The organism is Streptosporangium fragile, from assembly GCF_039534445.1.
Taxonomy (GTDB): domain Bacteria; phylum Actinomycetota; class Actinomycetes; order Streptosporangiales; family Streptosporangiaceae; genus Streptosporangium; species Streptosporangium fragile.
Window position 1 is genome coordinate 44,853 of record NZ_BAAAVI010000013.1, and the last position, 16,354, is coordinate 61,206.

Genomic DNA, 16,354 nt, shown 5'->3' on the forward strand with positions numbered 1-16,354 from the left:
ATCCGGTCGGGTGCCTGCCCGCTCAAATCGTAGGCCCCGCCACGGGCGGCGGCGGGGCCGGATCCGGCAGGCCGGATCCGCCTCCCGGGCGGTTTACCCCCGTGCTCTCCCTTGTCGGTCCGGGCCGTCGTGAAGAGGAGATTCGCCGGGCCGGACCCCGTCCTGACCGCCTCGGCCCCGGGGCGGCCGGCACCCGCGCGGCGGCCGTCGTCGGAGCAGGGGTTCCGGGCGCCTGCGGGCCCCCGCGGGGGAGGGCCGTACAGTCTCCCCCTGTGACCGCTATCGCCGAACTCGTCGCCGCGCTCGCACCGGAGAAGGTCCTGACGGACCCCGACGTGACCGACACCTACTCCCGTGACCAGACCTTCGTCGAACCGGGCAGGCCGCTCGCCGTGGTGCTGGCGCACAGCCGGGACGATGTGGTCGCCGTGATGAGGTGGGCCACCGCGCACCGCGTGCCCGTGGTCCCCCGGGGCGCCGGGACCGGCCTGGCCGGCGGGGCGACCGCCGTCGAGGGATGCGTGGTGCTGGCGCTGCACAAGATGGCGGCCGTCAGGGAACTGTCCCCCGACGACGAGATCGCCGTGGTGGAGCCGGGCGTCATCACCGCGGACCTGGACCGGGCCGCCCGCGAACACGGGCTGATGTACGCCCCCGACCCCTCCTCGTACGAGATCTCCACGATCGGCGGCAACCTGGCCACCAACGCGGGCGGGCTGCGGTGCGTGAAGTACGGCGTGACCCGCGACTCGGCGCTGGGCCTGGAGGTCGTGCTCGCGGACGGGCGTGTGATCGACACGGGCAGGCGCACCGTGAAGGGTGTGACGGGTTACGACCTGACCGGGCTGTTCGTCGGGTCCGAGGGCACGCTGGGAGTGATCACCGCGGCGACGGTCCGGCTGCGCAGGGCGCCGTCGGTCTCCCCGGCGACGATCGGAGCCGAGTTCGCCTCCCTCAGGGACGCCGCCGCCGCCGTCTCGGCGATCATCGCGGCCGGGTGCCAGCCGTCCCTGCTGGAGATGCTCGACCGCACCACGCTCAAGGCCATCGACGACTGGCGGAACATCGGGCTGGCGGACTCGACCCGGGCGATGCTGATCGCGCAGTCGGACGCGGCGGACGGCGCGGCCGTCTCCGCGCGCATGGCGGAGTTGTGCACTGCCAACGGCGCGTCGTTCGTGGCGGTGTCGTCGTCGGCGCGGGAGACCGAGGAGTTGATCGGGATCCGGCGGATGGCCTACCGCGCCCAGGAACGGCTGGGAAAGTGCCTGGTGGAGGACGTGTGCGTGCCGCGCTCCGCGCTGCCGTACATGATCGAGAAGATCGAGGCGATCGCGGCCGGGCACGGGGTGCTGATCAGCACGGTCGCCCACGCGGGCGACGGCAACCTGCACCCGGTCTTCATCTTCGACCGGGCGCTGGCCGAACCGCCGGCCGCGGTGTGGACGGCGGCCGACGAGGTCTTCCGGGAGGCCCTGGGGATGGGGGGCACGCTCACCGGCGAGCACGGCGTGGGCCTGCTGAAGCGGCGCTGGCTCTCGCTGGAGACCGGGCCGGTCACCGAGGAGCTCCACCACGGGATCAAGCAGGTCTTCGACCCGCTCGGCATCCTCAACCCCGGCAAGGCCATCTGAGCGGCCCGGTGCGGGCGGCCGCGGCGGCGGGAGGTGCGGGGGCCTCGGCCGCTACCGCGCCTCCATGAAGGTTCACGCCCTTCCTCACACTGGTAGCGTTCTGCACCACATAAACCATTAGTCAGGTTTCGTCCGGGGGGTATCGTGGCACAGCCGCTCACGGCGGAGGATCCGCGACGCCTGGGCTCGTTCGAACTGACCGGGCGGATCGGGGAGGGCGGTCAGGGCGTCGTCTACCTCGGGCGAGGGCCGGCGGGCGAGCAGGTCGCCGTCAAGCTCCTCCACCACGGCCTCACCTCCGACCCCGAGGCCCGGTCCCGCTTCCTGCGCGAGGTGTCGGTCGCCCAGCGGGTGGCCCGGTTCTGCACCGCGCCGGTGCTCCACGCCGACCTCGCGGGCAGCCAGCCGTACATCGTGAGCGAGTACGTCCCCGGCCCGTCCCTGCGCCAACTCGTCGACCAGGAGGGGCCGCGGCGCGGTGCCGCGCTGGAGCGCCTGGCCATCAGCACGGCCACCGCGCTGACGGCGATCCACCGGGCGGGCATCCTGCACCGCGACTTCAAGCCCGCCAACGTGCTGATGGGCCCCGAGGGCCCGGTGGTGATCGACTTCGGCATCGCCAGGGCGCTGGACTCGCCGGGGATGACCGCGACCGGGACGATGATGGGGACACCGTCCTACCTCGCCCCCGAGCAGCTCGGCCCCGGCGAGGTGACCCCCGCGGCCGACGTCTTCGCCTGGGGCGTCACGATGGTCTTCGCCGCGACCGGCACGCCCGCGTTCGGCCAGGACTCGATCCCCGTCGTGATCAACCGGATCCTGAACGCGGAGCCGGACCTGGGCGGTCTGGAGGGGCCGCTGCGGGACCTGGTCGCCGCCTGCCTGTCGAAGGACCCGGCCCGGCGTCCCACCGCGGAGCAGCTCGTCAACACCCTGATGGGCGGCACCCCCACCGCCCCGGCGCGGAGCCAGGCCCCCGGCGCTCCCCCGGCGCCCGCCGGGCCGCAGCCCGGCGTCGCGCACCCGGACACCGCGCACCCCGCCGGGCGGCACCCGGACATGCCGCGGCAGGACCGGCCGCACGGCGGAGCCCGGCAGGAGGACCGGGAGCCCCGCGAGGAGGAACGGCGCGCCCGCCGGCCGGTCGGGCTCCTGCTCTCCGGCGTGGCGGGGGTGGTCGCGCTCGCCGTGGCCGCCGGGGCCGCGGTGGTCCTGCAGAACGACGAGAAGGCCGCGGCCTCGCGGGCCGCCGCCACGGCGCTCACCGCTCCCCCCGCCGGCACCGCGGAACCGGACCCGACGCTCGTCCCCGACGACCCGCCCGCGAGCGCGGAGGGGTCGCCCACTCCCACCGCGTCCGAGGACGTGGAGAAGGCCGTGGCGGTCACGCCCGGCGCGTCCCGGTGGACGGCGCGGTCCTCCGCGCAGTCGGCGAACGGCCAGGGCCGCGGTACGGGACGACCGACCCGGGAACCGGAGGGGAAGCCCTCGCGGAGCTCCACACCCCCGGCGGACTCGAAGCCGAGCGCCACCGTCGCGCCCTCACCGGCGCCGAAGCCCACGGTCACCGCCCCCAAACCGACCCCGAAGCCCACGGTCACCACCCCCAAACCGACCCCGAAGCCCACGACCACCACCGCCAAACCGACCCCGAAGCCCACGAGCGCGACGCAGAAGCCCAACCCCTACACGGCGACCGGCGTGTGCGGGAGCGGTTACAAGGTCGTCAACTCCCACGCCCTGGGCAGCGTCGCGACCATCTACCTCCTCTACAACTCCGGCGCGGGCAAGAACTGCGTCGTCACGATGTCCAAGTACGTGATCCCCGGGAGGATCTCGATGAACGCGATCCTCCAGGTGCAGGGCGGCGCGAGCGGGAGCAACCCCGGCAACTTCACCTCGTACGCGGGCCCCGTCCGGCTCTCCGCCGCCAGGAAGTGCGTCATCTGGGGCGGCTCGCACGGCTCCCTGTCGTGGAAGAGCGGCTGGAGCCACTGCGGCTGACGGGGCGAATCCCCGGGTGCGGCGCCGACCGCCCGGTCCGCCACCGGTTCACCGGCCGGCGGCCCCGGCGGTCGTCCAGGAGCAGATCGTGGCGAGGTTCTCGTGCGGCAGGGCCGGCTGGGCCAGGTCGGAACCGACCCGGCTCGGGCATCCGGAGCCGTCGCCGGGCACCGCCAGAGGAAACGTCCTGTCCGCGCCGGACGGCTCACCGCCTGTTCGGCGGGTCGCCGAATCCGCCGGGTGCGCGGGCGACGTTCGCGCCGCGGCCCTGGCCCGGTCACGCCACCAGGTGAGCCCGTTGCGGTCCGCGAGCCGCTCCAGCGTGGTCAGGTGCCGGCGGGCGGCGTGGTGATCACCGGCGGCCGCGGCGAGCAGGGCCAGGTACCAGTCGACGGGGCCCACGCAGATCACCGCGGACAGCGCCGAGATCCGTCTGCCGTAGGGCAGCAGCGTCGCGTAGGTCGTCCGGCACTCGTCCCGGCGGCCGAGGGCGGCCTGGGCGGCGCCCCGCAGGCAGGTCGCGGAGAGCCACGACCAGTCGGACGGCGGGACCGGCCGGCGCTCACCGGCGAGATCCCGGGCCTGCCGGACGCGCTCGTGCGCGCACAGGTACAGCACCCGGGCGTCATGGCCCATGGTGGGATGGACACCGGCGATCACGTCGGCGAGGGGACCGATCTCGGCCATGGTGCCGCGCTGGCAGTGCAGGCCGATGCGCCCCATGACCACCGACTGCCTGGCGTGCCACACGCCGAGCCGTTCGGCCTGGGCCTCGGCCTGATCGTACAGAGCCTCGGCGTCGTCGAACCGGCCGTCCAGGGCGAGCCGGTTGGCCCGCCACAGGGTGTGCTGGAAGCGCGGCCACGGCAGCGGCATCCGCTCCAGCAGGGCGTCGCAGCGCGCGGCGGCCTCGTCGGCACCGGCCAGGTCGAACAGCTCCAGCTTGTTGTGGGTGTGCAGCATGCGAGCGAGCAGTTCGAAGCCCGCCGCCCGGGTGGACAGCGCCAGATCGTACAGCTCGTCGGCGATGTCCACCAGCTCGGGGATGCGCTGGGGCTGGGGCAGCGCCAGGTGGCGCGCGTTGAGCGCCCACATCAGCAGGTGCGGATCGTCCAGGCGGCGGGCCATCGCGACGGCCTCGGCCGACAGGGCGTGGCCGCGCGGATCGCCGGTCCCGTCGTAGAGCTCCTGGGCCAGGCCGCCCAGCAACCGGACCCGCTCGGGGTTGTCCCCTTCGGGCAGCTCGCGCAGCGCGGCTTCGAAACGGTGCACGAGCCGCGGCTCCACCGCCTTGTACGGATCGCGCAGCGTCCACAGCGCGGGGGCGTCGAGCGCGGTCAGCGCGCGGACGGCCGGCTCCGGCCTCGTCCGGGCCCGATCGGCGACCTGCACGGCCTTCGCCCGCGCCTGCCGCGCGCCGATCGGGTCCCCCGCCTCCAGCAGGGCGCGGACCTGCCGCAGCAGCAACTCCACATGATCGACCGCGTCTCCCCCGGAGACGTCATGGGCGTTGATCGCCGCCCCCCACCACCGGGCCGCCTCCTCGTAGGCCAGGCGCAGACTCGCCTGCTCGGCCGCCTCCTGGGCCCAACGCGCCGCCTCGCCGTACGCCGCCGGACCGGCCTCGACCGCGTGGTGGGCGATGACGGCCACGTCACTGCCGGGCCGGGCCGACAGAGCGGCCATCACCTCACGGTGGATCATCGCCTTGCGCAGCGGCGGGATGTCCCGCACGAGAGTCTCACGGACCAGGTCGTGGGCGAAGGTCATCCGGCCGTCGCGAGGGATGAGCAACCCGGCCTGGGCCGCCTGGTCCAGCAGGTCGTACGCCTCACCGCGGCAGATCTCCGCGACGATCGCGGGGTCGAAGTCCCGGCCGATCACCGCGGCGGTCCTGAGGGCCTCCCCCACCTCGGGCCCGAGTGTGCCGAGCCGCAGGCGGACCAGCTCCGCGACCGCGTCGGGCACCGTGTTCAGCGCGTGCCCCTGGGCGAGCAGCCGGACGCTCTCGCGGACGAAGAACGGGTTCCCGCCGGTACGCGCGGTGAGCTTGTGGGCCGTCGGTTCGTCCACGTCCGCGCCCATCTCGGTCGCGACGGCCCGTACCTCGTGGGCCTCCAGGCCGGTGAGACGCAGGCGGAGCAGGTCGTAGCCGACCAGGCGGCCCAGCAGCTCGTCCACCGACAGGCCGGTCGTGCCGTTGCGGAGCACGGTCCCGTGGGCGGCCCCGCGGTGGAATCCCATGTCGCGGAAGGCGGTGACCAACGTCAGAGCGGCGCTGTCCACCGGTCCGCCGGTGAGGACGATCACGTCTCTGAGCAGATCGAGCGAGGCCGGGTCCGCCCAGTGCAGGTCGTCCAGGACGATCACCAGGGGCTGGTTCCGCGAGGCCGCGGCAAGCCACTGGGCGATGGCCTGGTTCCGGCGGAGCAGCGCCCCCTCGGCCGGCCCGGAGGGCGCCCGGTCGTCCAGGAGGCCGGCCAGGGCCGTCCGGTCGGGCGGCGGGCAGTGCTGGGCGAGCACACCCAGCACCTGAAGCCACGGCCACAGCGGGGGTGCTCCCTCGGTGTCGTGGCATCGTCCCCAGAGCACCAGGTGGCCCAGGTCGGCGCAGTGGTCGCGGAAGGCCTCCAGCAGGGAGGTCTTGCCGATGCCCGGCTCGCCGCTCACCGCGGCGATGGCCACGCCGCTCGCCGCCGCCCTGACCGGCAGCCTCTTCAGCTCCGCGAGTTGTCTCTCCCTGCCGTGCAGCACCCGCCGCGGCGGGGAGGGCTCGGGAGGTGCGAGCCTCGCGGTGACGTTGACAGGATCGAGCGACTCGACCTGCTGGAGGATGTCGTTCTCCAGGGCCCGCAGTTCGGGGCCGGGATCCAGGCCGAACTGGTCGGTGAGCATGGTGCCGACGCCGCGCAGTACGGCGAGCGCGTCAGCCTGGCGGCCGGTGCGGTACAGGGCGAGCGCGAGCAGGCACCACAGCCGCTCGCGCAGCGGGTTGGCAGCCGTCTCGGCCTCCAGTTCGTGGATCACCACCTGCGGGCGGCCGAGGGACAGGAGGGCCTGCGCCCGCCGCTCGATCGCGACCAGGCGCAGCTCGCGCAGGCGGTTCACCTCCGTGACCGCCCATGTCTCGTCGCCGAACTCGCCGTAGGGCATCCCGCGCCAGAGCTGTAACGCCTCGTCCAGGCAGGTGAGCGCCTGCCCCGGCGGCCCGAACTCCGAGCGGTTCACCAACTCGGTGAAGCGGAGCGCGTCGACGTCGCCGGTGGCCAGCAGATAGCCGGGCGGCCGCCCGATGAGCAGCCGAGGCGGCGTGCGCGGGTTCCGCCCCGGCTCGATGATCCGGCGCAGGTTGGAGACGTACGACTGCAGGGTCGACAGGGCACTCGGCGGAGGCGCGCCGTCGTACAGGTCTTCGATCAAAGTGTCGGTGGAGACCACCGCTCCCCGGGCGATCAGGAGCCGGGCCAGCACTGCGCGCGGACGCCGGCCACCGAGATCGACCGGGGTTCCGTCGTCGTAGATTTCCACGGGGCCGAGAACCCGGAACTCCACTGAACCACCTAGACCTCGGCACAGCCGTCAGGACCGTCGCGGTCGACCGTCCTTCAACCGTGTAGCGAATACTGTCGGTAACGCCGTGCGGGAGGATTCTCAGGGGCCGTTCTCCCCGATGACGTCACCCCCGCGGTGAAAATGGTAGAGGGCGGCCGTGTCGGCGCTCGTCCATCGGCGGGGTGATCCACGCTCCTTCCCGCGGGTGACTCGTTCCACGTCCCGCGGGACCGGGTGCCGGTCCGCCGGCAGGGCCGTTTCACGTAACCGACAAGGTCTTCAAGCCGGTCACGACGTCGGCCGGCGCGGCGGCTGCCGCTTGTAACCCGCTTTCATGTGGCTTACCGGGCGGTCCCCCGGGGTCGCCCGCCGGGGAACGGGGCCGCGGCCGGGCGGGGCGAGCCCGCCCTCGTCCTCCGGGCTCCTTCCGACACCCACCCTCTGAGGCATATCCGCAGGTCAGAGCGTTAATCGCGATCGTGTGCTGCAAGCCGTCGTCAACCGGGCCGGGTCACGGTGGAGGTCCTTCCAGCGAGAGCGACCGCCTCCGCCGGAAATGACCACAAGGAGACGACGATGACATATACGCAACCGGCGGCCGTCCCGCGGGCCGCGAAGACCCACCCGCGCGTGCCGCCGGCCCGCCCGAGCAAGGGACTGATCATCGGTCTGGCGGTCTCCGGGCTCTGCGCCCTGGCGACCCTCGGGTTCATCCTGATGAGCAGTGGCGGCGACGGGTTCGGCCTGTCGGTCGCCCTGGGGCTGGCGCCCCTGCCCATCCTGCTCGCCGCCGTGCTCGTGCTCGACCGGCTGGAGCCGGAGCCTCGGCTCACCCTCTTCTTCGCCTTCGTGTGGGGGGCGGGGATCGCGGTGGTCGTCTCCATCGGACTGGAGTTGGCCGGTGAGGCGGCGGTGGCCGCCGCCGGGATGGGCCCGCAGGACGCGCGGACGGCGACCATGGTCGCGGTGGCGCCCATGGTCGAGGAGGCGGCCAAGGGCGCCGCGCTGCTGTGGCTGCTCTGGCGGTGCCGGCACGAGATCGACGGGCCGACCGACGGCATCGTCTACGCCTCCATGGTCGCCCTGGGATTCGCCGCCGTGGAGAACGTCCTCTACTACTCCGCGGCGTTCAACGTGGCCGGGACGGCGGCGACGGTGGCCACCTTCGTGATGCGGGGCGTGCTCACACCGCTCCTGCACCCGCTCGCCACCTCGATGATCGGGCTCGGCGTCGCCTACGCGGTCACCACCCGCGGCAGGGGCCGCTTCCTGGCCGTCCCGCTGGGCTACGCGGGCGCCGTGGTGCTGCACGGCATGTGGAACGGGGCCGCCGCGCTGAACTCCCCGGCCGCGCTGGGCGGGGTCTACCTGCTGGGCATGGTCGTCACCGGCGGGCTGGTCACGGTCACCGTCTGGGAGCGCCAGCGGCTGGTCACCAGGATCGGCCGGGACCTGCGGGTGTACGTGCCGACCGGGCTGATCACCGCCGAGGACATCGGCATGCTGGGTTCGCTGCGCACCCGCAGGCGGGCCCGGCGATGGGCCAGGCGGGTCGGGATGGGCGACGCGATGTCCGACTACCAGCAGGCCGCGACCGAACTGGCCATACTCTACCAGCGGGCCGAACGCGAGGACCGCGAGCCCGCGGACTTCGCCGACGAGCGCCACGCCCTCCTGGCGGTCATGGCGCGCTCCCGCGCGAGCCTGGTGCCGCATGTCCTCTCGCAGCCGCGGCCGTGACCGGGGGCTGCCGAGGTCTCCGCGACGCCGTGCGGCCGACCGGCCGCACGGCGTCCGGGGCGGTCCCGATCGCGATTCCGGCGGGCAGGCCGACGGCCGCCGCGGGCGTCGTGCGGTCCGCTGACGTGCCGTCCGTGCGTCGCGGCTCCCCGGTGGGCCGGAACATGCGTGCGGGCTCTGGCGGGCGGACGGGTCGTGGACTACCGTAACTGACGTGATCGTCAAGTCGGAGGCGCTGAGCAGCCGGGGCCGGCGTACGCGGGCGGCGCTCGTCCAGGCCGGGCGGGAGGCGTTCGAGGAGCGGGGCTACGAGGCCGTGCGCGTCGACGACGTCTGCGCGCGGGCCGGGGTGTCGCACGGCACCTTCTACACCTACTTCGGCTCGCGCGAGGACCTGTTCCGCGAGGTGGCGGCCGCGGTGGTGGGCGAGATGTTCACCGCCAGCGTCGTCGGGCCCACGGTCCCCGACGACCCGTACGCCAGGATCGAAGCCGCCAACCTGCTCTACCTGCGCGCCTGGGCGGCCAACTCCCGGCTGGTACGGATGCTGGAGCAGGCCGCGACGGGCGACGAGAGCTTCCGCGGGCTCCTGCTGGAGCTGCGCGAGGTCTTCGTGCGGCGGGGCGCGGAGGGGCTGCGCCGCCTGCAGGAGCAGGGCCTGGCCGATCCGTCGCTGGACCCGCGGCTGACCGCCGTCATGCTCGGCGGGATGGTCGAGCACTTCGCCCACGTCTGGCTCGACCTCGGCGAGCGGACGGACGAGCGGACCGCCGTGGCCATGCTCTCCACCCTCTGGGCACGGGCCATCGGCCTGACGCCCGCGTCGACAAAGGGAGCGGGTTCGTGAGCCGACTGGACGTCTCCGGGGACGACTACCTCGCCCGGCGCGAGGCCATGCTCGCCAAGCTGGCCGAGCTCGACGCCGAGCACGCCAAGGCGGTCGCGGGCGGCGGCGGCAAGTACGTCGAACGGCACCGGCGGCGGGGCAAGCTGCTCGCCAGGGAGCGGATCGAGCTGCTCGTCGACCCCGACTCGGCGTTCCTGGAGCTGTCGCCGCTGGCGGGGTGGGGCAGCGAGTTCCCCGTGGGGGCGAGCGTGGTCACCGGGATCGGGGTGGTCGAGGGCGTCGAGTGCGTGATCGTCGCCAACGACCCGACCGTGCGGGGCGGCGCGTCCAACCCGTGGACGCTGCGCAAGACCCTCAGGGCGGCCGACATCGCCCTGGAGAACCGGCTGCCGCTGGTCAACCTGGTGGAGTCCGGCGGGGCGGACCTGCCGACGCAGAAGGAGATCTTCATTCCCGGCGGGCGGATCTTCCGCGACCTGACCCGCCTGTCCGCGGCCGGGATCCCCACGATCGCCCTCGTCTTCGGCAACTCCACCGCCGGCGGGGCGTACGTGCCCGGGATGAGCGACCACGTGGTGATGGTCAAGGAGCGGGCGAAGGTCTTCCTCGGCGGGCCGCCACTGGTCAAGATGGCCACCGGGGAGGAGTCGGACGACGAGTCGCTGGGCGGCGCCGAGATGCACGCCCGCGTCAGCGGCCTGGCCGACTACCTGGCCGCCGACGAGCACGACGCGCTGCGGATCGGGCGGCGGATCGTCCGGAGCCTGAACTGGCGCAGGCTCGGCACCGTGCCCCGGCCCGCGCGCGATCCGCTCCATGACGAGGACGAGCTGCTGGGCATCGTGCCGGAGGATCTGAAGATCCCGTTCGACCCGCGCGAGGTGATCGTGCGAATCGTGGACGGCAGCGAGTTCGACGAGTTCAAGCCGTTGTACGGCGGGAGTCTGGTGACCGGTTGGGCCCGGCTGCACGGCTACCCGGTCGGGATCCTGGCCAACGCCCGGGGCGTCCTGTTCAGCCAGGAAGCCCAGAAGGCCGCGCAGTTCATCCAGCTCGCCGGTCAGACCCGCACCCCGCTGGTCTTCCTGCAGAACACCACCGGCTACATGGTCGGCAAGGACTACGAGCAGGGCGGCATCATCAAGCACGGCGCCATGATGATCAACGCGGTGTCCAACTCGACCGTCCCGCACATCACGATCGTCATGGGCGCCTCGTACGGCGCGGGCAACTACGGCATGTGCGGGCGGGCCTACGCCCCCCGGTTCCTGTTCTCCTGGCCCAGTGCGAAGTCCGCCGTCATGGGACCCGCCCAGCTCGCCGGGGTGCTGTCCATCGTCGGCCGGTCCGCCGCCGAGGCCCGGGGGCAGGCCTACGACGAGGAGGCCGACGCGGCGATGCGCCGGATGGTCGAGGCGCAGATCGAGGCCGAGTCGCTGCCGTTCTTCCTGTCCGGCCGCCTCTACGACGATGGGGTGATCGACCCCCGCGACACCCGGACGGTCCTGGGCCTGTGCCTGTCGGCCGTCAACAACGCCCCCGCCCCGGAGCCCTCGGGCTTCGGCGTCTTCCGGATGTGACCCTTGACCGTGATCGGCCGTCTTCTCGTCGCCAACCGGGGTGAGATCGCCCGGCGCGTCTTCCGCACCTGCCGCGACCTCGGCATCGGGACCGTCGCGGTCTTCTCCGACGCCGACGCCCGCGCGCCGCACGTGGCCGAGGCCGACCACGCCGTGCGACTGCCCGGCGTCACCCCCGCCGACACCTACCTGTCGGTGGAGCGGATCGTGGCGGCGGCCCGCGCGTCCGGCGCCGACGCGGTCCATCCCGGCTACGGCTTCCTGTCCGAGCACGCCGGCTTCGCGCGGGCCGTGCTGGAGGCGGGCCTGGTCTGGGTGGGGCCGCCTCCGGAGGCGATCGCCGCGATGGGCTCCAAGATCGAGGCCAAGGCGCTGATGGCCGCGGCCGGGGTCCCGGTGCTCCCGGGTTTCACCGCGGGGCCCGGTTACTCGATGGACGACCTGGAGCGCGACCTCGACACCGTGTTCACGCGGATGAGCGGGCCCGCGTCCGGGTGGGCCGTCCCCCTGCTGGTGAAGGCGTCGGCGGGCGGCGGCGGGCGCGGGATGCGCGTGGTGCGGCTGACCGACGACCTGCCCGAGGCGGTCGAGTCGGCGCGCCGGGAGGCCGCGTCCGCGTTCGGGGACGGCACGGTGTTCGTCGAGCCGCTGCTGGAGGGTGCCCGGCACGTCGAGGTGCAGATCCTCGCCGACGCGCACGGGACGGTGTGGGCGCTGGGCGAGCGGGAGTGCTCGATCCAGCGGCGGCACCAGAAGGTGATCGAGGAGACCCCCTCGCCGGGGATCTCCCCCGCGGTCGGGGAGCGGTTGCGCGAGGCGGCGGTCACGGCCGCCGGGGCCATCGGCTACGTCGGTGCGGGGACGGTCGAGTTCCTCGTCAAGGACGACACGGTGGCGTTCCTGGAGATGAACACCCGGCTCCAGGTGGAGCACCCGGTGACCGAGTGCGTCCACGGCGTCGACCTCGTCGAGCTCCAGCTGCGGATCGCCGAGGGCGCCCGGCTGCCCGGGGCGCCACCCGGGGCGTCGGGGCACGCCGTCGAGGTACGGCTCTACGCCGAGGACCCGTCCCGCGGCTGGCTCCCGCAGAGCGGCGTCCTGCACCGCTTCGAGATCCCCGGCGTGCGCTCCCGCTTCGAGGCCCCGCCCCCGGGCCGGTACGGCCTGCGGCTGGACTCCGGCGTCGAGGACGGCTCGGAGATCGGCGTCCACTACGACCCGATGCTCGCCAAGCTCGTCTCGTACGGGCCGACCCGCGACGACGCCGTGCGCATGCTCGCCGCGGCCCTGGCGGGCGCGCGGATCCACGGCCCCGTCACCAACCGGGACCTGCTGGTCGAGGTCCTGCGTCACCCGGCGTTCCGGGCGGGCGAGACCCACACCGGTTTCCTCGACGAGCACGCCCTGACGGGGCGGGGGGACGCGGCCGGTCCCCCGCCCGCCGGGTGGGAAGGCGGCGGCCCCGGGCGGCGGGAGGGTACGAGCGCCGGGCGGGGGGACGGCACGGGCGCCGGTCCCGGGGCGCTGGAGCTGTCCGCGCTCGCCGCGGCGATCGCGCAGGCGGCGACCAACCTGGCGGCGGCGACCGCGCAGGCGGGCCTGCCGAGCGGATGGCGCAACGTGGTGTCGCAGCCGCAACGCGCCGCCTTCGCGGAGGCCGAGGTCGCCTACCGGATCACCCGGGACGGGCTGCGGGCCGAGGGGTTCCCGGACACGAAGCTGGTCGAGGCGGCGCCCTCGCTGGTCGTCCTGGAGACCTCGGGCCTGCGGCACCGCTTCGCCGTCGCCAGGTACGACGGGGTGACGCACGTCGACTCCCCCCTCGGCCCGGTGCGGCTCACGCCGCTGCCCCGCCTCCCCGAACCGGCGGAACACGTGCTCGCGGGCTCCCTGCTGGCGCCCATGCCCGGTACGGTGCTGCGGGTCGACGTCAAAGCCGGCGAGGCCGTCGGCGCGGGCCAGGTGGTCGTGGTGCTCGAAGCGATGAAGATGGAGCATCGGATCGCCGCTCCCGTCGCGGGCACGGTGTCCGCGCTGAACGTGACGCCGGGCCGCCAGGTCGAGGCGGGGGCCGTGCTGGCCGTGATCGAGGAGCGAGAATGAGAAGCGACGGAGGTTGGCCGGTGGAGCGCCTGGTGCACAAGGAGGTGTCCGGAGGGGTCGCGACGATCACTCTCGACTCCCCCCGCAACCGCAACGCGCTCTCGGTGCGGCTGCTCGGTGACCTGGAGGACCGGCTCAACTGGGCGCTGGCCGAGGAGAGCGTGCGGGTGATCGTGCTCACCGGCACCGGTCCGGTGTTCTGCGCGGGCGCCGATCTGAAGGAGCAGCGCGTCGCCCCGGCCGGCGCGCACGAGGCGCCGGTGACCGCCTCGTTCCCGGAGATCATGAGCCTGATCTGGGAGAGCCCGAAGCCGGTCGTCTGCCGCCTGAACGGCACCGCGCGCGCCGGCGGCCTGGGCCTGGTCGCGGCCTGCGACTTCGCGATCGCCCCCGACACGGCGTCGTTCGCGTTCACCGAGGTGCGGCTCGGCGTGGTGCCCGCGATGATCGCGGTGACCGTGCTGCGGCGGCTCGACCCGCGCGCCGCGGCCGAGTACCTGCTCACCGGTGAGACCTTCGGAGCCGCCCGCGCCCAGGAGATCGGCCTGCTCACCCGGGCCGTGCCCGAGGAGGAGCTGGACGCGACGGTCGCCCACTACACCGACATGCTGCTGCGCGGTGGCCCGGAGGCGCTGGCGCTCACCAAGCAGCTCGTGCGGACCGTGCCGGCGCTGAGCGTGGAGGAGGGCATGCGTCAGATGGCCGAACTGTCCGCCCGGCGCTTCACCTCCGCCGAGGGGCAGGAGGGCATCGCCGCCTTCATGGAGAAGCGGCTCCCCTCGTGGGTTCCCGCTCCGGAGAAGGCATGACACCGCGGGCACCGGACCCCGGACGGGCGTGAGAGCGCGCGTGCCGGCCCCCGGGCGGGCGCGACACCCGGACCCGAACTCCGGGCAGGCGTGAGAGCGCGCCTGCCGAACCCCGAGGAGACCTGATGCTGCGCGTGGCCAACTGTTCCGGCTTCTACGGCGACCGGCTCTCGGCCGCCAGGGAGATGGTGGAGGGCGGCCCGATCGACGTGCTCACCGGCGACTGGCTCGCCGAGCTGACCATGCTGATCCTGGCGGGCAACCGGCTCAAGGGCCGTCCCGGCTACGCGCCGACCTTCCTCGCGCAGCTGGAGGAGGTCCTGGGGACGTGCCTGGACCGGGGTATCAGGATCGTCTCCAACGCGGGCGGGCTCGACCCCGCCGGGTGCGCCGGGGCGGTCGCCGAGCTGGCCGCGCGGCTGGGGTTGCGCGCCCGGATCGCGCACGTCACCGGGGACGACCTCACCGGGTACGACATGGGCGACGCGGTCAACCTCGACACCGGCGAGAAACTCCCGGGGGCGCCGCTGACCGCCAACGCGTACCTGGGCGGGCGGCCCATCGCCGCCGCGCTGTCCGCCGGCGCCGACGTGGTGGTGACCGGCCGGGTCACCGACGCCGCGCTGGTCACCGGGCCGGGCATCTGGCGGTACGGCTGGGGGCCGGACGACCACGACGCGCTGGCCGGGTCGATGGTCGCCGGGCACGTCATCGAGTGCGGCTGCCAGGCGACCGGCGGCAACTACGCGTTCTTCGGCGAGGTGCCGGACCTGGCGCACTGCGGGTTCCCCCTGGTGGAGCTGGCGGCGGACGGGTCCAGCGTGGTCACCAAACATCCCGGGACCGGCGGGCTGGTCTCGGTGGGCACCGTCACGGCACAGCTGCTGTACGAGATCGGCTCGCCCCGCTACCCGGGCCCGGACGCGGTCGCGCGCTTCGACACGATCCGCCTGGAGCAGGTGGGGCCGGACCGGGTCCGCATCTCGGGGGTGCGCGGCGAGGCCCCGCCCGACACCCTCAAGGTCGCGGTCACCTACCCGGGCGGTTACCGCAACACCATGACCCTGGTCCTGACCGGACTGGACATCGAGGCCAAGGCCGAGCTCGCCCAGGAGGCCGTCTGGGCCCGCGTCCCCCGCGACTCCTTCGACCAGGTCCACGTGGAGCTCACCCCGCTCGGCGGGACGGCCCTGCTGCGCATCACCGTGATGGACGCCGACCGGAGGAAGGCGGGACGCGCGTTCTCCTCCGCGGTGGTCGAGACGGGTCTGGCCGGCTACCCCGGCTGCTACGGCCTCACCCCTCCCGGGGACGCCACACCGTACGGGATCTACTGGCCGACGCTGGTCCCGGCGGAGAGCGTGCGGGCGCGCGTGTGGCTCGACGGCCGGGAGCTCCCCGCCGGCCCGGGGGACGGCGGGGGCCGCACCGCCGGGGCGGGCCGGGAGGGCGGCGGGCCCGCGACCGTCCCGGGGACGCCGGGGGCCGGTCCGGGCCCCGCGGTCCCGGCACCGCGTGAGGGCAGCGGCCTCGAACACCCCGCGGACACCGGCCCCTCCCCCGACGTGACCGGTGCCCCGCCGGGACCCGGTGGGCGGGAGGGGCGGGCCGGGAGCGGGGAGCGGGCCACCGGAGGCGTGGGGACCGTGCGGGCCGCGCTGGGCTCGATCGTCGGCGCCCGCTCCGGCGACAAGGGAGGCAACGCGAACCTGGGAGTCTGGGTCCGCACGGCCGGGCAGTTCGAGTGGCTGGCCGCCTACCTGACGGCCGAACGCCTGACGGAGCTGCTGCCGTCCACCGCCGGGCTCAGGGTCGAGCGCTTCGAGCTGCCCAATCTGCTCGCCCTCAACTTCGTGGTCCACGGCCTCCTCGGGCGCGGCGTGGCCGCCAACCCCCGCCTCGACGCCCAGGCCAAGGCCCTCGGCGAGGAGTTGCGCGCCCGGACCGCCGACATCCCCCGCGACCTGCTGTGACCCCCTGAGCCCGGCGCCACCGGCCGTCTTCGCCGTCTCCGCCGGATCCGGCGTCCGGGCCGCTCGGGGGCTCGGGCTCACGGGCGTCCCGGGAACGCCGCGGCGGGCGCTG

At 74.1% G+C, this 16,354-nt stretch carries 9 protein-coding genes; 8 read left to right on the plus strand and 1 reads right to left on the minus strand.

Features of this window, described 5'->3' with window-relative positions; translation table 11 throughout:
- Nucleotides 1-272: 272 nt before the first annotated feature.
- Together ABD841_RS11120 and ABD841_RS11125 are read left to right on the plus strand one after the other, a co-directional pair.
- On the plus strand, nucleotides 273-1,634 hold the full coding sequence (locus ABD841_RS11120; RefSeq protein WP_344970358.1) for an FAD-binding oxidoreductase: 1,362 nt from the start codon (nucleotides 273-275) through the stop codon (nucleotides 1,632-1,634).
- A 144-nt stretch (nucleotides 1,635-1,778) separates the two neighbouring features.
- Complete coding sequence (locus tag ABD841_RS11125; RefSeq protein ID WP_344970359.1) at nucleotides 1,779-3,638, plus strand: serine/threonine protein kinase; 1,860 nt, start codon at nucleotides 1,779-1,781, stop codon at nucleotides 3,636-3,638.
- 48 nt (nucleotides 3,639-3,686) lie between these two features.
- Here ABD841_RS11125 and ABD841_RS11130 read toward each other — a convergent pair whose 3' ends face one another.
- On the minus strand, nucleotides 3,687-7,190 hold the full coding sequence (locus ABD841_RS11130) for an ATP-binding protein (protein WP_344970360.1): 3,504 nt from the start codon (nucleotides 7,188-7,190) through the stop codon (nucleotides 3,687-3,689).
- 576 nt (nucleotides 7,191-7,766) lie between these two features.
- On the opposite strand from ABD841_RS11130, the gene ABD841_RS11135 reads away from it, so the two are divergent.
- The 6 genes from ABD841_RS11135 (at nucleotide 7,767) to ABD841_RS11160 (ending at nucleotide 16,242) form a co-directional block, all read left to right on the plus strand.
- Nucleotides 7,767-8,930: a PrsW family intramembrane metalloprotease gene (locus ABD841_RS11135; protein ID WP_344970362.1), complete on the plus strand. Its 1,164-nt coding sequence runs from the start codon at nucleotides 7,767-7,769 to the stop codon at nucleotides 8,928-8,930.
- A gap of 214 nt (nucleotides 8,931-9,144) precedes the next feature.
- Complete coding sequence (locus ABD841_RS11140; RefSeq protein WP_344970364.1) at nucleotides 9,145-9,777, plus strand: TetR/AcrR family transcriptional regulator; 633 nt, start codon at nucleotides 9,145-9,147, stop codon at nucleotides 9,775-9,777.
- Between the two features lie 47 nt (nucleotides 9,778-9,824).
- The gene (locus ABD841_RS11145) at nucleotides 9,825-11,357 is read left to right on the plus strand and encodes an acyl-CoA carboxylase subunit beta (RefSeq protein ID WP_344970487.1); all 1,533 of its coding nucleotides are present in this window, start codon (nucleotides 9,825-9,827) and stop codon (nucleotides 11,355-11,357) included.
- A gap of 9 nt (nucleotides 11,358-11,366) precedes the next feature.
- A complete protein-coding gene (locus ABD841_RS11150) occupies nucleotides 11,367-13,460 on the plus strand; it encodes an acetyl/propionyl/methylcrotonyl-CoA carboxylase subunit alpha (protein ID WP_344970365.1) in 2,094 nt (697 codons plus the stop codon).
- Entirely contained in the window at nucleotides 13,457-14,269 is an 813-nt protein-coding gene (locus ABD841_RS11155; RefSeq protein ID WP_344970367.1) for an enoyl-CoA hydratase-related protein, read from the plus strand. The genes ABD841_RS11150 and ABD841_RS11155 overlap by 4 nt, the downstream gene beginning before the upstream one ends.
- A 125-nt stretch (nucleotides 14,270-14,394) precedes the next feature.
- Complete coding sequence (locus ABD841_RS11160) at nucleotides 14,395-16,242, plus strand: acyclic terpene utilization AtuA family protein (RefSeq protein ID WP_344970368.1); 1,848 nt, start codon at nucleotides 14,395-14,397, stop codon at nucleotides 16,240-16,242.
- Nucleotides 16,243-16,354: the final 112 nt, after the last annotated feature.